This is a genomic window from Pseudomonas sp. 3MA1, from assembly GCF_029237275.1.
Lineage (GTDB): Bacteria > Pseudomonadota > Gammaproteobacteria > Pseudomonadales > Pseudomonadaceae > Aquipseudomonas > Aquipseudomonas fluorescens_AP.
In genome coordinates this window covers 38,800-56,863 of the sequence record NZ_JAACFX010000004.1, presented here as the reverse complement: position 1 = coordinate 56,863, position 18,064 = coordinate 38,800, and the positions used below count along the sequence as shown (strand labels likewise).

The window sequence follows — 18,064 nt, the reverse complement described above, 5'->3', positions numbered from 1 at the left end:
GGCGCCAGGATGCGCCGAGGTTTTAGCGCGGCCTCAGTGGATGATCCAGCTCAGCAGCCACAGGCCCAGCACCAGCCAGATGATGCCGAGGAGGATCGAGGCGCGCATGAAGGCGCGGATCGCCCAGTAGAGAAACATCAGGCCGATGATCAGGCCGATGATGCTGACGATCGAAGTGTCCATGCCCAGGGCCCGGGCCAGGCCATCGACGAAATTGCCGCCGGCGTGGGTCAGGCTGCCGAACAACCCGCTGAGCAGGTCGACGATGAAGCGGATGACCGAACCTATGGCCTGGCCAAGCCATTCGAAGAAACTTTCTACCTGCATGGATGCGTCCTGATCAAAGAAGGGGCCTGAGCTGAGCCTTGGGCCATGGATGCCCGTGGCGAGTTCCCTGCCAAGCATAGAAGCTGCCAGGGCGGGCACATTCTGTAGGAGCCGACCGGCCGGCGAAAGCGCTCTTGCGTCCCACGCCCATCCCCCGGAAGCTATACGCCTTCAGGAGACCCCGATGAACCTAGAGCAACTGACCCAACGCCTGCACGCCATCCGTGACCGCAACGACTGGCGGCAATTTCACAGCCCGAAGAACCTGGCCATGGCCGCCAGCGTCGAAATGGCCGAACTGGTGGAAATCTTCCAGTGGCTGACCGAGGACCAGTCGCGGCAACTGCCGGCGGACAAGCTGGCCCATGCCGGTCAGGAAGTGGGCGACATCGTCCTCTACCTGCTGTTGTTGTGCAGCGAATTGGGGCTGGACATGGACCAGGTGGTGCGCAGCAAGCTGGCGGACAGCGAACGGCGGTTCTGCTCATGAGCGACCGGCATTTCGACCAGCTGGCGACCCGTTTCGCCGAGAAGATCTATGGCGGCGCCAAGGGCGCGATCCGCCTCGCGGTGCTCCAGGCCGACCTCAAGGAAAGCCTGCCCGAGCTGCCGCTGCGGGTGCTGGATATCGGCGCGGGCCTGGGACACATGTCCTTGTGGCTGGCCCAGCACGGGCATCAGGTGACCCTGGCCGAGCCCGCCGCACCGATGCTCGAAGGCGCCCGCCAGCGCTTTGCCGAGGCCGGGCAGCAGGCGACCTTCATCCAGGCGCCCTGGCAGGAACTGCTGGGCCAACTGACCGAACCCTACGACCTGGTGCTCTGCCATGCGGTGCTCGAATGGCTGGCCGAGCCCCACGCGATCCTGCCGGTGCTGCACCAGTTGACCCGCGTCGATGGCTGGTTGTCCCTGGCCTTCTACAACCGCGATGCGCTGGTCTATCGCAACCTGCTCAAGGGCCATTTCCGCAAGATGCGCAAGAACGACATGGCCGGCGAAAAGCAGAGCCTGACCCCGCAACAACCGCTTGATCCGCGCGAGCTGGCGGCGCAACTTGATGGCTTGTGGCGAGTCGAAACCCAGAGCGGAGTGCGGGTTTTCCACGATTACATGCCGGTGGAGTTCCAGGCTCGGGCCGAGCTGACGGACCTGTTGGAAATGGAACTGGCTCACCGCCGACACCCAAGTTTCGCCGGCCTTGGGCGTTATCTGCATTGGCTGTGCCGGCCGGTCTAACGGAGTGCGCAATGAAACGCCGCCTGGGTCTGATCTTCCTGTGTTCGGGGCTTGCCGCCTGTCAGGGCAGCAACCCCTACGTCGCCAGCAGCAACCCTATGCCGCCGGCGCCGCCGCAAGCGGCCAACACCTTCGATCGCAGCGCCTACCCGGCGCCGCAGCGCGATTACGGACGCTACCGCAACTGGGCCTGGCTCAATGGGCGCCTGCCCAACGGCTCGGCCTGGGCCGATTCGGCGCAGATTGCCGAGGCGGTGAGCAACGCTCTGGATCAGCGGGGTTTGCGCCCCGTGCTGGACCAGCGCCCGGCGGACCTGTGGGTCAGTGCCGACCTGCACCTGGAGAAGCGCTTGCGCCAGGTCCAAGACGACTACGGTTATGGCGGCTACGGCGGTTATAACCGTTATGGCCCGGGCTACGGCATGTACGGCAGCGTGCCGGTGGTGCGCACCTACGAGGTCGAAGTGGTGGTGGTTCGGGTCAATCTGTATGACGGCGCCAGCGGCCAGCCGGTCTGGAGCGCCAGCGCCGAAACCAGCAGCCGCGGCAGCCTCAGCGAGCGGGCCGATGCCTTGCGTGAGGCGGTGCAAAAGGCAATGGCGGCCTATCCTCCCAGTTAGGACCGCCGGTGGTTGTTCTTGAATCGGAGAAACAGCATGTTCCATCGAATCGCGTTACTGGTATGCGCCGCCTTGCTCAGTGCCTGCGCCGCCAACCAGGTCAACCATGATTTCGACGCCAGCCGGGACTTTGGCGCCTACCGCAGCTGGAGCTGGAAAGAACCCGCCCTGCAATACCGCCCCGATGATCCACGGATCAAGAGCGACCTGACCGAGCAGCGCATCCGCCAGGCCGTGGCCGAGCAACTGGACCAGCGTGGCCTGCGCCCGGTACAGGGCGCAGCCCCGGCCGATCTCAAGGTCCAGGCGTACCTGATCGTCGAGGACCGTCAGCAACAGGTCACCACCAATTACGGCGGTGGTTGGGGTGGCCCGTGGAATGGCTACTGGGGCGGGCCGATGTACAACGAGACTCGCAACATCACCTACAAGGTGGCGACCATCCAGATCGACCTGCTGGACGGCAAGGACGGCAAGCTGGTGTGGCGCGGCAGCGACGAGCAACTGCTCAGCAACTCGCCGAGCCCGGTGGATCGCAACGCCGCGGTGCGTAATACGGTGATGCGCATCCTGCAGAACTACCCGCCGCACTAAGGCCTTCAGCCCCGCGCGGCACCGGCCGCGACAGTGACGGGCGGCGCGCCCTGGCGCCGCCAGTCAGGCGAGCTGGCACCTTGCCAGCGACGGCCCGGCCTTTGACTACACTGCTGTGCATCGATGGAGTGCGCGCTCGGCTGCGAGCCGGGAAAGGAGTGCCCCGATGTCTCCCCTGAAGCGTTTTACCGCTCCGCGCCGCCAGCGCGGAGCCATTGGTCTGATGGCCGCCGTGACCCTGGGGCTGGCGCTGTTGCTGATGGTCGTGGTGGTGGACAGCGGCCGACTGTACATGGAGCAGCGCAAGTTGCAGCGGGTCGCCGACAACGCCGCGCTGGAAGCCGTGAGCCGGGGCGGCAACTGCCAGGCCGGCCTCAGCGCCGCGGCCTATGCCGGGCAGAGCGCGACCCGCAATGGTTTTACCGTCGACGCCGGCAGCACCCTGACCACCGCGTGCGGCGCGTTGACCACCGGGGCCAACAGCCTGCGTACCTTCAATACCGACCCGACGCAATCGGCGGCGGTGCGGGTCGTGGCGACCCACACGGTGCCCATCAGCGTGGCGGCGGGAATCGGGGCACTGTTCAGCCCGGGGCCGATCAACCTCACCACTCAGTTAACTGCCACGGCGGTGGCCGCCGCGCCCACCCCACCGCGGGCGCAACTGAGCATCCGCAGCACCCTGGCCACCGTCAACAGCGCCAATTCACCGCTGCTCAATACCCTGGTGGGCGACATGCTGGGCGGCAGCCTCAACATCAGCGCCGTGGGCTGGAATGGCTTGCTCAACAGCGACATCAACCTGCTGCGCTACCTCGACCAACTGGCCATCGATCTGGGGGTTGCCGCGGGCAACTACAGCCAGTTGCTCAACACTCAGGCCAGCCTGACCCGGCTGATCCAGACCGCCGCCACCGTGGTCCAGGCCAATGGCGCCACGGCCGATGTGCTGGCGGCCCTGGGCGCCCTGCAAGTGGCGGTGAGCAGCCAGATCCCGCAGCTCACGCTGGGGGACATCCTCAAGCTGCAGAGCGGTGCGGCAAGCACCGCCCTGGATGCCAACCTGCAACTCTTTCAGTTGATGCAGGCGATGATCCAGCTGGCCAACAGCAAGAGCGCGGTGGCGGCGGTGGTGCCGGCCAACCTGTTGGGCCTGGCCAACGTCACCATCAGGGTCAAGGTCATCGAGCCGCCGCAGTTCTCGGCGGTCGGCGATCCGCGGCTGGCCATCCTCGATCCGCTGGGCGCCAACCGCATCTATGTCCGCACGGCCCAGGTGCGCACCCTGGTGTCGGTCAACCTGACCGGGTTGGCCGGGATCAGCGGCCTGGCCAACGCCCTGCTGGGTCTGGTGGGCTCGCTGACGCCGACCCTCAACAGCGTCCTGAGCCTGAACCTGGCGGCCACCATCAACTCCGTCGCTTGCCTGCTGGGCGCCGGCTGCCAGCAAGTCGATCCCGAGGTGCTGCCCACGGCGCGCATCGATATCAACCTGGAACTGGGGGGCGCCAAGGCCTACGTCACCAACTACAGCTGCCCGACGGACAACGCCGGCAGCAAAAGCCTCACGGTGCACAGCGAGTCGTCACTGGCCGATATCAAGATCGGCCAGATCGATCCCAGTACCGCCTTCTCCTCGTCGGCAGAACCGGTGGTCACGCCGGTGCCGATCGTCGACCTGGGCATCTGGACCTGCCACAAGATCCTCGGCATCGGCAGTTGCGGCCCGGCGCGGACGGCATTCGCCGCCGGCGGCATCGGGCTCAAGGTCGACAGTGCGCTGGGGCTCAGCCAGACCGGGCCCAATGTCGGGCGCGACCTGCTGTACGCCAGCAGCGCGCCGCCGTTTCCCACGCCGCCCAACGTCAATCAGGCGCCGAGCTACCAGAACGCGGCGCCGACCAACAACCTGGTCAACAGCCTGTCGGGCACTATTGCCGGGATCAGCCTGGAGGTTTACCAGCCGGTCAATGCCAATCTGCTGGGCTCGGTGGTGGCGGGGGCGGGGGGCCTGATCAATGGGGTGACCAGCCTGATCATGCCGCTGATCAGCAACCTCTTGAGCCCCTTGCTCGATCCGCTGCTGAACAGCCTGCTGGCGACCCTCGGCATCAACCTGATGGATGTGGAGGTCGGCGCCAACCTCACCTGCGGGCAGACCGGCCGGGCCTACCTGGTGATCTGATCCGCCGGGGCAATCGGCAGCTCGATGCAAAAGCGCGCGCCGTCCACTCCGTTGCTGACGCTCAGGCGCCCGCCCATGTTTTCCACTATGCCGTAGCTCACCGACAGCCCGAGCCCGGTGCCGATACCCGCAGGCTTGGTGGTGAAGAAGGGTTCGAAGATCCGCTCCAGCAGGCGTGGGTCGATGCCGCCGCCATTGTCCTCGACCCACAGGCGTACCCGCTGTTCGTCGCGCTGGCCATGCACGGCAATCCAGGGCTTGAAGGCTTGCCGCGGCGGTTGGCTCAGCAGCGCGTCCCGGGCATTGACCATGAGGTTGATCAGCACCTGCTCCAGCTGGTCGACGAAGCCCAGCACCTGCACCTCGAACCCCAGCTCACTGATGCGCAGTTCGATCCCTTTGCCGCGCATGCCTTCGGCCAGCAGGGACAGGGTGCCCTCGATGGCCAGGGCCGGATTGAAGGGTTGCTGCTCCACCTCCGAACGTCGGCCGAACACCCGCATGTGATCCACCACCCGGGCGGCTCGCTGCACCTGGGTGTCGAGACGATGCAGTTTGTCGGTGAGGTAGTCGACCTGGATCTCACCGCTGTTCAGGCGCTTGAGCACATTGACGATGGCCATGCGCATCACGTTCAGCGGTTGATTGATTTCGTGGGCCAGGCCGGTGGCCATTTCCCCCAGGGTGGCCATTTTCGCGCTCTGCATGAGCTGCTGCTGGGCACGTCGGACTTCGGTGTTGTCACGGCCCACGGCCTGGATCTCCAGCAACTGTCCCTGCTCATCGAAGACCCCGCGATCGGACCAGACCCACCAGGCGTGTTCACGCCCCGGCAACTGCAGGCAGATCTCGGCGGTGCTGACTGGAAACTCCGGGCTCAGCCGCTGGATCCGTCGCTCGAAACCTTCGCGCTGTTCGGCGGACAGCCATTGCCCAAGGTGGCTACCCGGCAGCTCCTCGGCGGGGCATTCCAGGTAAGTTGCCAGCGGCCGGTTGCCGAAGGTCAGGGTCAGGTCCGGGCGGTAGCGACAGATCATCGCCGGTGAGTCTTCCACCAGAATCCGGTAGCGCTCCTCGCTCTGGCGCATCTGCTCGGCGGCCAGGGTTGCCTCGGTGACGTCCAGCCACAGGCCGACGGCCTCCACCGGCAGGCCCAGGTCGTCGCGCAGCAGCTTGGCTTCATCCATGACCCAGTGGTAAGCCCCGTGGCGGTCGCGCAGGCGGTAGCGGGCGTGGACGCTGCCTTCGCGCAACAACTGGCGGCAGCGCTGGAAATACAGGTCGTGGTCCTCGGGGTGCACCCAGTCCGCCAGGCCGGCCGTGGTGCAGTCCTCCAGGCTCCAGCCCAGTAGCGGTTGCAGGCTGGCGCTGAAAAAGCTCGGTTGCAGGGCGCCTTCCAGGTAGCGCTGGACATAGATCACCGCCGGCGAGCTGGCAATCAGATTGTCCAGGCGCGCGTGGGCCGCAGCCGCCTGTTGCTGCTGGTTCTTGATATCGCTGATGTCCAGCATGAAGCCCAGGAACCGCTGTTGTTCCCCTCGTCCCAGGGACTGGCCCTGCAAGCGGTACCAGCGTGGCGGCAGGCTCGGGTCCGGCTCGGACAGGCGCGCGCAGACCAGCAGTGGCTTGCCCAGGGTCAGGGCGTGCAGGCGGCTGGCCAGTTCGCTGCGGTCGGCGGGGTGAATCAGTTCCAGCCAGTCCTGGACCGCCAGCCTGCTGCGCGCGTCGGGCAACTGCAGACTGGCGGCCAGCTGGCTGGCCAGTTGGATCTCGGCAGTCTCCGGACACAATTCCCACCAGCCGGCGCCCAACAGACCCTGCAGGGCTTCCAGGCGTTCCAGGTGCAGGTGATCGCGTTGTTCGCGCAGGCGGCCGAGCAAGGGCTCGGCCAGGGCGGCGGTGAGCATCAGCCAGTCGCGCTCCAGCAGGTGCGGTGCCTGCTGCTGCACGGCATAGCTGCCGCACAGCAACCAGGCGGCGACGCCGTGCGCGTCCCGATAGGGCACCAGGAAACCTTCGCGATGACCGAAGATCCCTTGCAGGCGCGGGTGCTCGTTCAGGCCCTGGATATGATTCAGGTGCAGCGGAGCATTGCCGCTCAAGCTGTCCAGGCCGCTGCCCAGAACCTGGCCGTCCTGCCACAGCCGGGGAGCGTCGTGGGCGCTGTAGCCACTGTGCAGCACCCAGGTTTGTTCCTCGTCGTCGAGCAAGGCCAGGCCCACGCAAGGGATGTGGCAGTAGCGGGCCAGGTCGGCGAGCTGGTCGTGCAGCACCTCCGCCAGCCGGCTCAGGGTGCACAGGCGGATCTGCTCGTTGATCAGCGTGGCGAAGATCTGGCATTGCTCGCGGCTCAGGGCCTGCTGGCGCTGTTGGATCAGGTCGCCGATGTCCAGCAGTTGCAGCAGCCACTGGCTGCCACAGCTCTGGACCCAGCCGCGCAGGTGCAGGGTCGTGCCGCCCAGCCCGCGCAGGTCCAGATCCAGCACCTGCGCGCTCCAGTCGGCGGGGTGCCCCTCCAGGGCCAGGGCGCAGCCGGGCAGGGCGTAGTCCAGCAGATGGTGGGGCTCGGGCGAGGGTGGCAACTGCGCCAGCGCATGGCGCAGCGGTCCGCTGCTGGTGAGGATCCGCCCCTTCGGGTCCAGCACCAGTTGCAAGCCGACTGCCTGGGCCGGCAATTGGGCCTGGGCTTCGTCGGCCGGTGCTGGCTGGCGGCCCAGCAGGCGCCCGAACAGCTTGTCGCTGGCGTTCAAAATTGCACGCTCGAAAGGGCGGACAGGGTCGTGGGCAAGTTGGGGATCGGGCCGACCACCGGCAACACCAGGCGGGGGAGCACCTGGGTGAGCTTCGAGGTGGGGTAGTCGATCCGCACGGTGAGCACGCCATTGGCGTACACCGAGCTGTAGTCGGTGGCGGCGAAGTTGAAGAGCGACGGAATCCACAGGGTCTGGGCCTGCACCACGCTGTTGGCCAGGTTCTGCACCGTGGTGGCGTAGTTGGCGCTGTTGGGATCGACCGCCACGGCCCGGCGTACGGCCTCGGCGGTGGCCTGGTTGAAGGACTGCATCATCAACAGCGGCAGGCTGTAGCTGACCAGGCCGTAAAACACCGCGAAGAAGATCACGAACACCGCCGCGAACTCGATCGCTGCAGCGCCCTTTTGCTTGCTGGGGTGCTTGCTGGGGAGGCCCGGTTTCATGAGTGCGTCTACCCTGACAGTCACTATGTCCATTGAGCATAGAATCAATCCGCTAAAAGGAATTTTTTAGCTCATGCATTTCTGGGTTTTGTGGATCTGGCTGGTGCTGTGCGCGGTGCAGGATCTGCGTCAACGGCATATTGCCAACACCTTGACGCTGGGCGCCGCGCTGCTGGCGAGCGGCTATCTGCTGTGGACCGGCAGTACCTGGCTGGGCGCTGCGGCTGCCCAGGGCGCCTGGGCCCTGTTGCTGGCCCTGCTGCTCACGCTACCCGGGTACGCCATGGGGCGGATGGGGGCGGGGGACGTCAAATTGATGGCCGCCCTGGGGCTGGCCTCCGATCCCGAACATCTGCTGGGGGCGTTCATTGGCGCCGGGTTCTGCAGCCTGCTGTGGCTGCTGATCGTCCCCAGGCTCCTTTCTGCGCCGAGACAGGGGCTTGCACCACAAGGCGAGGCGCAAGCCATGGGCCTGTCAAAAAAATACCCGTTCGCTCCCTTTGTCCTGGCTGGAATGGTCTTAACTGTGAGCGTGATCCACTAGTCGCCGAGCCGATTAATGCTATGTACATAGTCGGAAAGTAGGTCTAGGTTTTAAGTCGTGGCTGCCCGGAACCTGCGGGCGGGGCAGGAGTGGTCAATCGGCGATTGGCTCGCACGGAGTTGCACGTGAACAAGCTCACCTCCCAGATGAAAGTGCTCGTGGTTGATGATCAGCCGCTGATTGTCGAAGAACTTTGCGAGTTTCTTGAAAACAGCGGTTACCGTTGTGTCCCTTGCGAGTCCGCCCGCCAGGCGGTGGACTGCTTCAACAGGGACCCGGACATTGCCCTGGTGCTCTGCGATCTGCACATGCCCGATATGGACGGGATCCAACTGGTGCAGGAGCTGCAGCGTCTGGCCGGCAAGCAGCGGGTATTCGAAGCCATCCTGCTCACCGGGCAGTCCGACAAGCAGGACGTGATCAAGGCCATGCGTGCCGGCATTGCCGACTACTATCAGAAACCCATCGACCTGGATGAACTCCTCGAAGGCCTGCAACGTCAGGAAGTCGCCTTGCAGGAACGGCAGAAGAACCTGCACCTGGGGCACCTGAACCAGAAGCTGCAGTTTCTCTCCGAGTCCATCGATGACCTGTACCAGGATCTGGACAAGGTCCGGCGCACGCCAGCGGCCAGTCGCAGCGAGGAGTCCGCGGAGGACGGCAGCGGCGACGCCGACCCGTTCGAGGTGCCGGCGATCTTCAACCAGCTGTCGCCACGGCAGCTGGATGTGGCGCGACTGGTGGGCAAGGGGCAGACCAACTACCAGATCGCCTGTGAACTGGGCATCACCGAAAACACCGTCAAGCTCTACGTGTCCCAGGTCCTGCGCCTGACCCACATGCATAACCGCACGCAACTGGCCCTGGCCTTGTCGCCGAGCAACTCGGGACTGCGCCAGCGAGTCACCGCCCACTGATGCTGTCGGCATCCCGGCGGCGAGCCACTCGCCGCCGGCCGCGACACTCCTGTCCTGTTTTAGTAGGCAAAGGCCCGGGCAATGGCGGTGAAGCCGGGCCCGGCCAGCACGATCAACAGCGCGGGGAACAGAAACAGCATCATCACCACCGACATCTTCGCCGACATTTTCGAGATGTATTCCTGCAGGCGGGTCAGGCGCCGGTCGTCCAGCAATTGCTTGAGGGCCTGCAGGGATTTCATCGCGCCGCCGCCCTGCAGGATCAGTTGCTGGAGAATCACGCAGGTGTCGGTGAACTCGTCCACCGCCAGCAGGGTCGCGGTCTGATGCAGTTCCTGGCCCAGTTCCAGGCCTGAATCCACCCGCGCCAGGATCAGGCGCAATTCATGGGTCAGTTCCGGCAGCAGTTTCCCGGCTTCGTTGCTCAGGACCCGCAGCGCCTGCTCCACCGCCATGCCCGACTCGAACAGGATGCGCAGCAAGGGAATGAAGGTGGAGATCTCCAGGGCGATGTGTTTTTGCCGGCGTTGGGCGGCGTAGGCCAACACCCGCTTGGGCAGCAGGTAGCCGGCGCCGGCGGCGAGCAGGGGCGTCAGCCAGTGGCTCTGGGCTTGGGGAAACGCCACCTCCTCAATGAAGATCACCAGGCACACCGCCAGCACCGGGGTGCCGATCTGGCAGGCCGCGAACAGCGAACGCTGGGTGGAGCGACGCCAGCCCAGGCGGTTGAGCAGGGTCTGGGTTTCGCTGTCCATGTTCACCGCGCGTTGGCCGAAACGACTGTCGCCCAGCAGTCGCAGCCAACTGCCCAGGCGGTTGTCGCGGGTCATGTGGCCGTGCAGCCGCTGGGCAATCTGGCGCTCGCGCCGGCGTTGCGTCAGCAGGCTGTTGCTGAGCAGCAGCAAGGCCCCGAGAAACAACAGCGCAGCAGCCAGCAGAAGCATTTCAGATACTCCTCAACATGCGCCACAGGGCCAGGCAACCGAAGATCTGCAGGCACACCGCGGTGATCAGCATGGCCTGGCCGGAAGGGTCGTGCCACATGCCCAGCATGTAGCCCGGATTGGTGAGCATGAAGTAGCTCACCAGCAGCAGCGGCAGGCTGCCCAGGACCCAGGCGGTCATGCGGGTTTCCCCGGTCATTGCGCGCAACTGCCGGGCCCCTTGCTCGCGCTCGCGGATCAGCTTGATCAGGTTCTCCAGCAACTCGCTGGCGTTGCCGCCGTAACGGTGATTGACCTTCAGGCCCAGGGCGAACATGCGCAGCTCATCCTGTTGGTAGAACTCGGCAAAGTCACTGACCGCGTCCGGCAGGTTGACCCCCAACTGCACGTTGCGCTGGACGCGTCCCATGGCTTGCTTGAGCGGGTCGTTGCTGGCTTCGATGGCGCCCAGCACGGCATCGGCCAGGGTGCGTCCGGATTTCAGGCTGCGCACGCTGTGATCCAGCAGCGCGGGCAGTTGTTCGATCATGCGCTTGAGCCGGCGCTGATACAGCCAGGCAATGGACAGGCGCAACAACAGCGGCGGCACCAACACGCCAGCCAGCAGGCCAAGCCAGTCTCCCAACAGGTAACCCAGCAGTGTCAGTGCCGCCCACGCCGTCAGCCACAGGCCCAGGCGTTCATTGGGCTGGCCCAGGCCGGCGCGGGCGAAGGCCTGTTCCAGGCCGGTCCAGGCATGGCGCGGCGGGTTCAGCTCGGGTTGTCCCTGAGCCAGCCGGTTGAGCACCCGCTCGCGTTCGGTCTTGCGCACGCCGTGGTAGAACAGCCAACCGGAAAGCCCCAGTAGCAGCAGGCAGATCAAGGTAAGCAGCAGGCCGATCATGGGCCACCTCGGCGGTTCAGTTGATGCCCAGTCCGCTCTCGCGGCGCAGTTTGTCGCCCGCCGGGTTCAGCGCCTCGCGCTCAAAACCCAGGCCGTTGCGGCGGTTCAGGCGAAACAGCGTATTGGTGACGTAGATGTCGTCGCGGATGCCCACCACCTCCACCACTTCACTGACGCAGCGGCGGCCGTCGGGCAGGCGGGTCAGTTGGATCACCACATCCAGGGCCGCGCAGATCATCTGCCGCAGGGTGCGCTCGGCCACCTGGCGCCCGGTCAGGCCCACCAGGGTTTCCAGGCGCAGCAGGGCGTCCTGGGCGTTGTTGGCGTGCACCGTGCTCATGGAACCGTCGTGGCCGGTGTTCATGGCGGTCAGAACATCCAGCACTTCGACGCCGCGGATCTCGCCGAGGATGATCCGGTCCGGGCGCATCCGCAGGGCGTTGCGGATCAGGTCGCTGGCCTTGACCTCGCCGTGCCCTTCGGCATTGGGCGGACGGGTTTCCAGGCGCACCACGTGGGGATGCCCCAGTTGCAGCTCGGCCACGTCTTCGATGGTGACCAGGCGCTCATAGGGGTTGATCAACTGGCTGAGAATATTCAGCAGGGTGGTCTTGCCGGTGCCGGTGCCGCCGCTGATGAGAATGTTGCAGCGCTTGCCCACGGCGTCCTGGAGGAACTCGAAGATCGCCAGGTCGATGGTCTGCATGGCGATCAGGTCGCTGCTCTTGAGCATGTCCTTGCGAAACTTGCGAATCGACAGGCAGGGGCCGTCCAGGGCGATGGGCGGAATGATCGCGTTGACCCGGCTGCCGTCGGGCAGGCGCGCATCGACCATCGGCGAGGACTCGTCGAGGCGCCGGCCCAGGGGCGCCAGAATCCGTTGCATGACCCGCTCCACATGGTGCGCGTCGATAAAGCGCAAGTCGCTCTGGTGCAGCACGCCTTCGCGTTCGACGAACACCCGGTGCGGGCCGTTGACCAGAATCTCGGTGACGGCCTGATCGCGCAGCAAGACTTCCAGGGGGCCGAAGCCGGTGAGTTCATCGACGATTTCCTCGGCCAGGCGCTCCATTTCATAGCGGGAAATCGCCAGGTGCATGCGCGCGATGTACTCCGCCACCTTGTCGGTGACGAACTGCGAGAGGTTCTGCCGGGAGCTTTCCAGCAGGTTTTTCCCCGACTCTTCGATGGCATCGATGATGTAGCGATGCAGCACCAGTTTCAGGCCTTCGTGGTCGCTGTTGCCCGGCACCGTGCGGGTCGAGGCGCCGAAGAGTTTTTCTCCGCTCATTTGCCCCCCATGATTCGGTTGAGCCAGCCGCCCTTGGGTCGGGCCAGTCCTTCGGAGCGCTTGGCCAGGCGCTCGCCGAGGGTTTTCAGGCTTTGCGTCAGGGCTTCGCGGGGGGCCATTTCAAACAGGGTGACGCCCTGGTTCTTGGCATTCAGGCGCACCTCCGGGCTGTAGGCCAGCACCGCGATCACTTCCAGGCCGAAGGTTTTGCCCAGGGTTTCGGAGTCCGGCGCGACGGCTTTCAGGTAGCGGTCCACCAGCAGGCGTGCGTGATCGAGTTTCAGGCCCTTTTCGCGCCAGTGGTTGAGCACCGCCAGGTTGCGCCGGCAGTCGAGGACGTTCTGGTCGGTGCACCAGATCAGCTTGTCGCAATGGCTGACAAAGGTGCGCAGCGCCTCGCTGTCCGACTGCCCCACCAGGTTCACCACGATGTGCTGGAAGTGCTGGCGCAGGGCACTGAGCAACATGTACAGCTCGGCGGCGCTGGTGTGCTCCAGAGGCTCGTCGTGGGGGGCGTAGGCGAGAATCCGCAAGCCGGCCTCGGCACTGGTGAAGGCGCTGTCGATCAGGGTCGCATCCAGACGCCGCAGGTGACGCAGGGCGTCGCCGAAGTGGAAGGAACTCTCCAGCCCGAGCAAGGCCAGGCTGTCGCCACGGGGCAGGCCCAGGTCCAGCAGCAGGGTCTGCTGGCCGCTCTTTTGCACCACCAGGGCCATGTGCCCGGCCAGCAGTGCGCCGTCACCGTCGCCCTGGACCCCGTAGAGCACCGTCAGGCCCCCCAGCTGGGTGTTGGGTGTGACCGCCGGCAGGCGCTTGCTCAAGCGCCGGACCAGCCCGGCGACTTCGCTGGAGCGCGAGCCGTAGGCGACGAAATCCCGAGCCCCGGCGCGCATCGCGTTGAGTACCAGCTGATTGTCCATGCCATCGCCGAGGGCGACGATCGCCAGCATCGGCTTGGCTTCCAGGGCGCCTTCGATCAGCGCGGCCTGGGCCACCACGTGCTCGCGGTCGAGGCCGACGAACACCAGGTTGGCGAAGGTCACGTCCACCAGCGCCAGCAGTTCGTCGAGGCTGCCATCGGCGCCCACCACCTGGCCCAAGGGCGCGAGGGCGCCTTGCAGCCACTCCAGATCGGTGCTGTTGCGGGTGATGGCAAGAAAGGTCTGGTTCAGGCTTTGACTCATGGTGATAGCCCGCTGCGCATGTCGTGAACCCTCGCCTGATCAGGGCGTTTGTTGAGTGATCTGGTTGCCACGAATCACCTCCACCGCCGGGCGCGGCGCGCCGTTTTGCTGGGCGACCTGATTGCGTGGGGCATTGCCAAGCGCCAACTGGGTGAACTGAAACAGATTGCTGTTGGCCACATTGAGATGGCTGGCCGCGCTCTTGTCGCCAGCCCAGTACTGGGCCAGGCGCTGTTCCTCCCTGCTGCGAACCGCCAGGCGCAGCACACCGACCTGGGTCGCGAGCATCAGGCGGCTCAGGAGTTGTTCGGGCACGGCCAGGACCACGGTGCGGGCGGCGATCCGACGCTGGTCCTGCTTGAGCTTTTCTTCGTTGCTCAGCGCGGGGCTGGCGGGCTGTCCGTCGTTGGTCAGGCCCAACTGTTCACCGACCGCCAGCACCCGCATGGCGGGGACCGCGATCTGCGCCGATTGCTGCAGATTGGTGGTGTCCTGGCGCAGGAACAGCAGCACGTCGACGTAGTCCCCCGGGCTCAGTTGCCCGGCGGCGCCGATCACTTCATCCACGGCCACCGCCAGCGCGCGCTCGTCAGGGTGAATCATCCGCGCCAGGGCCCCGCCGCTGTCGAAGCTCTGGGCATTGAGCCAGGTCCCGGCACTCAGTTGCCGCCAGGGTATGCGCCCCACCGCCTGATCGATCGCACTGAGGCTGCCAGCCGGTGCGGTGCGCAGTTTTTCCAGCGCCAGATCGGCGGCGCTGAGGGGCACGAAAGGAGGCACATCGCGCACCAGCACCACCACTGGTTGGCGGGTCTGGTCTTCGGCGCTGGCGGTGGTTTTTTCAACAACGCTCGGGGCTGCCGGCGCAGGGGTGGTGGCGGGCGCGGGCGGGCGGCTGAGTACCAGCCCCCAGTAACCGAAAAACACCGCACCTAGCAGCAGAAGTCCAGCCAGACCCATGGTGACGCGGCTGTTCATAAAGGCTCTCCCTATCCTGCTGCATCACCAGTCGGCGCTTGCAAACGAGTCAACTTCGCAACTAGGCAGCTATGAACATGCAACTATTTCGCTATGTGAAGGTAGTAGAGCTAGGACGAAATGCCATTAACTCGCGGAAAAATTGCACACAACAGTAGGCGGCTCTCAGTTGGGGGTGAGCTTTCGGCGTCAAGCATTCAATTAATACTTAGTGATTAATCCGTTCTTACAGTTGCTGGTCGCTGCTTTGTTGACAATGCTCAAGTTGCACCGGGGAACTCTGTTCCGGTGTGCTTGCATCGGCGCCGTCTGGCGCACAGGAGAACTAGGATGATCCTTCAATATTTGTGGCTCAGGGCACGCCTGTTTTTTGACCGTACCGAGGGCGCTTCGGCGATCGAGTACGCGATTGTGGTGGCCATGGTTGCGGTTGTGGTGGTGGCGTTCGTGACCCCTCTGGGCAATCGGGTACTGGCCATCTTCAACAACGTTCTGGTGGCCCTGGGAGGCGCGACGGTCACTCGTCCAGTGCCTTGATCCGACGCATGAGTGCTTCGTCGGCTGTGGTTGCGATCGATACATCGGAGGTGCTTCATGCTGCTGGACTACCTGCTGCTTCGCGCGCGTCTGTTCCTGGCCAGAACTCACGGTGCCTCGGCCATCGAGTATGCGATCGTGGTGGCCATGGTTGCCGTGGTCGTGGTGGTGTTCGTGACGCCGATGGGTGATCGGGTCCTGGCCATCTTCAACAACATCCTGGTTGCCATGGGAGGTGCCACGGTGACTCGTCCCGTGCCTTGAGAGCGGCGATTGCTCTTGCTGTGAAGGCGTCGGACAGTCAGCCCAAGGTCATGTCGATGAATAGTGCTTCCCCCCAACGCCAGCAACTGCTTCTGGTCGACGATGAAGAAGACGCACTGCTGGAACTTGCCGAATGGCTGGAAGGTGAGGGCTTCTGTTGCTTCACCGCAACCTCGGTGAAGCAGGCCCTGGAGCACCTCACCCACCATCCGGACATTGCGCTGGTCATCACCGACCTGCGCATGCCGGAGGAGAGCGGCCTGTCATTGATCAAGCGCCTGCGTGAACACACCTCGCGCCAGCATCTGCCGGTCATCGTCATGTCCGGTCATGCCGATATGGACGACGTCAGCGATCTGCTGCGCCTGCAGGTGCTGGACCTGTTCCGCAAGCCGATCTATCACGAGCGCCTGTTGGAAACCCTCAACAATCTGTTTCCCGAACCCCGGCTGCATATAGTCGGCCCCTGAACGCCAACGGCGGTCCCGGTTCAAGCCCTTCGGCTTGCCGGGGCGCTGGCGGCGCCTGTTGCAACCCCCCCTCAAACCCCTGCGTCCTGAGCCCTTTGACTGATGCGTCGTGCGGGCAGAAAAAGGCCTGCGATAGCAGGCCTTGGTGGTACAGGGCTCAGAGTTGGTAGCTGAAGCTCAGGGTGTAGCGCGGTCGGCGGTTGTAGGTGTCCAGGGCTTCATCGGACATCGGCTTGGCCGCCTCCAGGGCGATGTTGTAGTGCTTGGCATCGCCGAAACGCACCCCCACCGCGGCCGACGACAGATCGCTGCCCTTGACCTGCAACTGGTTGAACCAGGTCTTGGAGCGGTCCAGTACCACGTAGGGCTGCAGCACCCGCACCCAGGGGCCCTCGCGGTTGAAGCTGTAGTTCACCTCGTAGGCGACGCCCCAGCCCTTGTCGCCAGTGGCCTGGTCATCAGGGTAACCGCGGGCAAAGTTCTGGCCGCCGAAGCTGGCTCGTTCACTGTCGGGCAGGTTGTCCGCGCTCCAGTACAAGGCACCGGAAAGCACCCCTTGCCAGTTGTCGAAGAAGCGGTCGCTTTGTACCCCCGCCAGGCGCAGACGGAAGAAGTCCAGGTCATAGAGTTCGTTGTTGGTCTTGGCCCCCATGCTGTCCAGGCCACGGTACAGGCCGGCGCTGAGAATCCGCAGTTGCCGTGGATCGGATTTGCTCCAGTCGCCTTCCAGCGCCAGGGCGCGGATATCGGTTTTTTCTTCCAGGGTCAGCGGGCTGTTGCTGACCCGGTAGCGGGTCTTGTCGTTGACCGCGTACAGGCGCGTACCGACGGTGAGCATCTCATTGGGCGAGGCCAGCAAGGGATGGCTGACGCCGATGGAAAAGCGGTCGTTCTCGCGATGGGGTTCAAGCTCCAGGCCGTTGCTCAATTGCACATTGCTTCGCGGATCACTGCGGTAGCGTGCGCCGTAGAGATTCAGTTGCGTGCCTTCCGAGCCCAGCAACTGGCTGTAGTCCAGGCGGTAGTAGTGCTCCTTGTCCTTGCCCGGCGGGAACAGGCCGCTGAGGCTGAGCTGTTCGCCCCAGGCGGTTTGCGAGTTGCTGACGATGCCCACCAGGGCCTGCAGACCGTTGCGGTTGTCATCGGTGCTGTTGAGGGTGGTGGTGATGGATTTGCGACTGGCCACCGCCACCAGCCGGGTCGCGCCGTCAGTGGTTCCGGGCGGCGGCACCACCGCTTGCAGGGTCACCCCGGGTACCCGGCTCATCAGGGTGGTGTAGCGCTCGAAGGTCTTGCGGGTCAGTGGGCGCTCGGCCTTGAGCTTGCTCACCAGTTTGTCCAGGTAGGCCGACACCGGGCCGATATCGCCCTGCAACTGGTAGTCCTTGATATAGCCTTCGACCAGCACCACCCGCAGCACGCCCTGATCGAAGTTCTGTTGCGGCATGAAGGCGTAGGACAGCAGGTAGCCGTCGTTCTGGTAGCGCCGGGTGATGTTGCGAGTGGCTTCGATCAATTGACTGAAGCTGGTTTCGTGACCGATCAGCGGTTGGTAGATGGCCGCCAGTTCTTCCAGGGGATAGATGCTGCCGCCCTCGATCTGCACCTGGCGCACCGTGACCTTGGTGCCCATCATCAGGGGCTGCTGCCCCTGGGGCGCGGCGGGTTGCTCGGGCATCTGCAACTGCGGAGTGGCCGGACGATAGGCGTCCACCGGCAAGTTGGGCTGGGGCAGGTTATTGATGCTGTCGTTGCTGTTGAGAAAGCGGGGAAGGGTGTCGGCGTAAGCGGAGGTGCAGCATCCAATCAACAACAAACTGGCCAATGTGCGCATAGGACACTCCATGGTCAAACTGCGGTGGCGCTAATAGTCCTCATACCCGGCGTTGTTCAG

Annotated in this window: 19 protein-coding genes; 10 read left to right on the top strand and 9 right to left on the bottom strand. The window is 64.8% G+C overall.

Annotated elements, in window-relative coordinates; all coding sequences use genetic code 11:
* Window positions 1-33 precede the first annotated feature (33 nt).
* Entirely contained in the window at window positions 34-327 is a 294-nt protein-coding gene (locus GWQ44_RS12840) for a hypothetical protein (RefSeq protein ID WP_016967052.1), read from the bottom strand.
* A 184-nt stretch (window positions 328-511) separates the two neighbouring features.
* On the opposite strand from GWQ44_RS12840, the gene GWQ44_RS12835 reads away from it, so the two are divergent.
* The 5 genes from GWQ44_RS12835 (at window position 512) to GWQ44_RS12815 (ending at window position 4,962) form a co-directional block, all read left to right on the top strand.
* Window positions 512-817 (top strand): MazG-like family protein, encoded by a 306-nt coding sequence (locus GWQ44_RS12835; protein ID WP_016967051.1) that lies wholly within the window; start codon window positions 512-514, stop codon window positions 815-817.
* Window positions 814-1,563 (top strand): methyltransferase, encoded by a 750-nt coding sequence (locus tag GWQ44_RS12830; RefSeq protein WP_275927497.1) that lies wholly within the window; start codon window positions 814-816, stop codon window positions 1,561-1,563. The genes GWQ44_RS12835 and GWQ44_RS12830 overlap by 4 nt, the downstream gene beginning before the upstream one ends.
* An 11-nt stretch (window positions 1,564-1,574) precedes the next feature.
* Window positions 1,575-2,183: a DUF4136 domain-containing protein gene (locus GWQ44_RS12825; protein WP_103739507.1), complete on the top strand. Its 609-nt coding sequence runs from the start codon at window positions 1,575-1,577 to the stop codon at window positions 2,181-2,183.
* A 36-nt stretch (window positions 2,184-2,219) separates the two neighbouring features.
* Window positions 2,220-2,777 carry a DUF4136 domain-containing protein gene (locus tag GWQ44_RS12820; RefSeq protein ID WP_016964322.1) on the top strand — a complete coding sequence of 186 codons (558 nt, stop codon included), beginning with the start codon at window positions 2,220-2,222 and terminating at the stop codon, window positions 2,775-2,777.
* A gap of 166 nt (window positions 2,778-2,943) precedes the next feature.
* A complete protein-coding gene (locus GWQ44_RS12815) occupies window positions 2,944-4,962 on the top strand; it encodes a pilus assembly protein TadG-related protein (RefSeq protein ID WP_275927496.1) in 2,019 nt (672 codons plus the stop codon).
* On the opposite strand, the gene GWQ44_RS12810 is transcribed toward GWQ44_RS12815, so the two are convergent.
* Together GWQ44_RS12810 and GWQ44_RS12805 are read right to left on the bottom strand one after the other, a co-directional pair.
* Window positions 4,947-7,712, bottom strand: a complete 2,766-nt coding sequence (locus GWQ44_RS12810; protein WP_275927495.1) for a PAS domain-containing sensor histidine kinase — start codon at window positions 7,710-7,712, stop codon at window positions 4,947-4,949. The two genes, GWQ44_RS12815 and GWQ44_RS12810, sit on opposite strands and share 16 nt — an antisense overlap.
* On the bottom strand, window positions 7,709-8,158 hold the full coding sequence (locus tag GWQ44_RS12805; RefSeq protein ID WP_275927494.1) for a TadE/TadG family type IV pilus assembly protein: 450 nt from the start codon (window positions 8,156-8,158) through the stop codon (window positions 7,709-7,711). Before GWQ44_RS12805 ends, GWQ44_RS12810 begins: the two co-directional genes overlap by 4 nt.
* 73 nt (window positions 8,159-8,231) lie before the next feature.
* On the opposite strand from GWQ44_RS12805, the gene GWQ44_RS12800 reads away from it, so the two are divergent.
* On the top strand, window positions 8,232-8,702 hold the full coding sequence (locus tag GWQ44_RS12800; RefSeq protein ID WP_275927493.1) for a prepilin peptidase: 471 nt from the start codon (window positions 8,232-8,234) through the stop codon (window positions 8,700-8,702).
* A gap of 125 nt (window positions 8,703-8,827) precedes the next feature.
* Window positions 8,828-9,619: a response regulator transcription factor gene (locus tag GWQ44_RS12795; RefSeq protein ID WP_016964316.1), complete on the top strand. Its 792-nt coding sequence runs from the start codon at window positions 8,828-8,830 to the stop codon at window positions 9,617-9,619.
* 59 nt (window positions 9,620-9,678) lie between these two features.
* Here GWQ44_RS12795 and GWQ44_RS12790 read toward each other — a convergent pair whose 3' ends face one another.
* The 5 genes from GWQ44_RS12790 to cpaB are packed head-to-tail and all read right to left on the bottom strand — an operon-like array spanning window position 9,679 to window position 14,899.
* Window positions 9,679-10,563: a type II secretion system F family protein gene (locus GWQ44_RS12790; RefSeq protein ID WP_016964315.1), complete on the bottom strand. Its 885-nt coding sequence runs from the start codon at window positions 10,561-10,563 to the stop codon at window positions 9,679-9,681.
* 1 nt (window position 10,564) lies between these two features.
* Window positions 10,565-11,446, bottom strand: a complete 882-nt coding sequence (locus GWQ44_RS12785; RefSeq protein WP_016964314.1) for a type II secretion system F family protein — start codon at window positions 11,444-11,446, stop codon at window positions 10,565-10,567.
* Between the two features lie 16 nt (window positions 11,447-11,462).
* Window positions 11,463-12,737 carry a CpaF family protein gene (locus GWQ44_RS12780; RefSeq protein WP_047301489.1) on the bottom strand — a complete coding sequence of 425 codons (1,275 nt, stop codon included), beginning with the start codon at window positions 12,735-12,737 and terminating at the stop codon, window positions 11,463-11,465.
* The gene (locus GWQ44_RS12775; protein ID WP_047301491.1) at window positions 12,734-13,921 is read right to left on the bottom strand and encodes a pilus assembly protein; all 1,188 of its coding nucleotides are present in this window, start codon (window positions 13,919-13,921) and stop codon (window positions 12,734-12,736) included. Before GWQ44_RS12775 ends, GWQ44_RS12780 begins: the two co-directional genes overlap by 4 nt.
* A gap of 39 nt (window positions 13,922-13,960) precedes the next feature.
* Window positions 13,961-14,899 (bottom strand): Flp pilus assembly protein CpaB, encoded by a 939-nt coding sequence (gene cpaB / locus GWQ44_RS12770; protein WP_275927492.1) that lies wholly within the window; start codon window positions 14,897-14,899, stop codon window positions 13,961-13,963.
* A gap of 330 nt (window positions 14,900-15,229) precedes the next feature.
* On the opposite strand from cpaB, the gene GWQ44_RS12765 reads away from it, so the two are divergent.
* Genes GWQ44_RS12765 through GWQ44_RS12755 form a run of 3 tightly spaced genes read left to right on the top strand, consistent with a single transcriptional unit; the run spans window position 15,230 to window position 16,170 of the window.
* Entirely contained in the window at window positions 15,230-15,436 is a 207-nt protein-coding gene (locus GWQ44_RS12765) for a Flp family type IVb pilin (protein ID WP_047301495.1), read from the top strand.
* A 57-nt stretch (window positions 15,437-15,493) separates the two neighbouring features.
* Entirely contained in the window at window positions 15,494-15,700 is a 207-nt protein-coding gene (locus GWQ44_RS12760; RefSeq protein ID WP_047301497.1) for a Flp family type IVb pilin, read from the top strand.
* A 56-nt stretch (window positions 15,701-15,756) separates the two neighbouring features.
* Window positions 15,757-16,170 carry a response regulator gene (locus GWQ44_RS12755; RefSeq protein ID WP_042941133.1) on the top strand — a complete coding sequence of 138 codons (414 nt, stop codon included), beginning with the start codon at window positions 15,757-15,759 and terminating at the stop codon, window positions 16,168-16,170.
* Window positions 16,171-16,327: 157 nt separating this feature from the next.
* Here GWQ44_RS12755 and GWQ44_RS12750 read toward each other — a convergent pair whose 3' ends face one another.
* On the bottom strand, window positions 16,328-18,004 hold the full coding sequence (locus tag GWQ44_RS12750; RefSeq protein WP_103742161.1) for a POTRA domain-containing protein: 1,677 nt from the start codon (window positions 18,002-18,004) through the stop codon (window positions 16,328-16,330).
* Between the last annotated feature and the right edge of the window lie 60 nt (window positions 18,005-18,064).